This window comes from Romboutsia sp. 13368, from assembly GCF_018336475.1.
GTDB lineage: Bacteria > Bacillota > Clostridia > Peptostreptococcales > Peptostreptococcaceae > Romboutsia.
Genome location: NZ_CP048741.1, coordinates 1,321,433 through 1,322,554, shown reverse-complemented (window position 1 = coordinate 1,322,554; position 1,122 = coordinate 1,321,433). Strand labels below are relative to the sequence as shown.

Genomic DNA, 1,122 nt, shown 5'->3' with positions numbered 1-1,122 from the left:
AGTATTTAAAATATATTAAAWTATTTGATAATTAGTATATTAAACAATTATTAAAAGAGTGTAAGTAATAATATTTTGAGATATATTTTTCACTAAGAAGCTTAAGTAATATAGTATACTAAGTTTTAATAATTTATAAAAAAGTATATAAAGAACTATATATTACTCTTAGGGTAGGGTAAGGATTATATTGTTAGTATATAGTATGTATATATCTATTAATAGAAGTTAACTTAAAAGGCTATGTTAAATAGAATGGTTGGTAATTTATCTACTTCCTTAAAATAAGATATAATATAGACTAAAAAAACTATTTTGTAATTGAAGAATAATTGAATATTATATAATCAACTTCTCAGTTGCTATATAATACGAATTAATGGATATAAGAAATGGGAGATAACAATGATAAAAAGTTTTTTAACTAAATATGGCTCTAATATATTGGATGTATTATGTTTAATAATAACAATAATAGGTTTATATATAGATAACATTATATACATACTTATAGGTGCATATATACAAATTGCTCAGAGGATATCTAACTATATCAAAAGCTATAGGGATACAAAAAAACTAAAATTACATTTCGTTATAGATTTAGCTACATTCTGTATAATTACATTAATATTTATATCAAAGGTATTTAGCATACAGATACAATTTTAATATAATACGAAATGACTATAAAAATGACTGGTAATATAATACCAGTCGTTTTTATTATTTATATTTACAAACAAAATAGTTTAACATAGTCATTTAAAATAATAATTAAATTTACAATATTAAAATGTAGATATTTAATTAAATTTTTATTAAAAAATCAGATTATTAGACAAAATTCTGTACTTTAATAAAGATATTTTAATATAAATCTATAAGATAAATTTTGTTGATAAGTATGTTAGAATTGTTGATAAATAATTAATGTATTTGATATTTCAATATAAATAGCATGTGGATAATGTTAATAACTTAAAAGCTTAAAATTATTAGTAAAATATTTCTAAAAAAAATATTAAAAAAAGTGTTGACCATATAAAAAACAGATGGTATAGTTATACTTGTCCTTAAGGAAAGGGCAAAAAAWWMMAMYTWAAAAAWWARKTKRACTAA

At 18.9% G+C, this 1,122-nt stretch carries 1 protein-coding gene; it reads left to right on the top strand.

All coding sequences use genetic code 11. The features are described from left to right. The first annotated feature begins 405 nt into the window (after positions 1–405). Positions 406–672, top strand: coding sequence for a hypothetical protein (locus G3997_RS05355; RefSeq protein WP_296644086.1), 267 nt, complete (start codon positions 406–408; stop codon positions 670–672). The last annotated feature ends 450 nt before the right edge of the window (positions 673–1,122 follow it).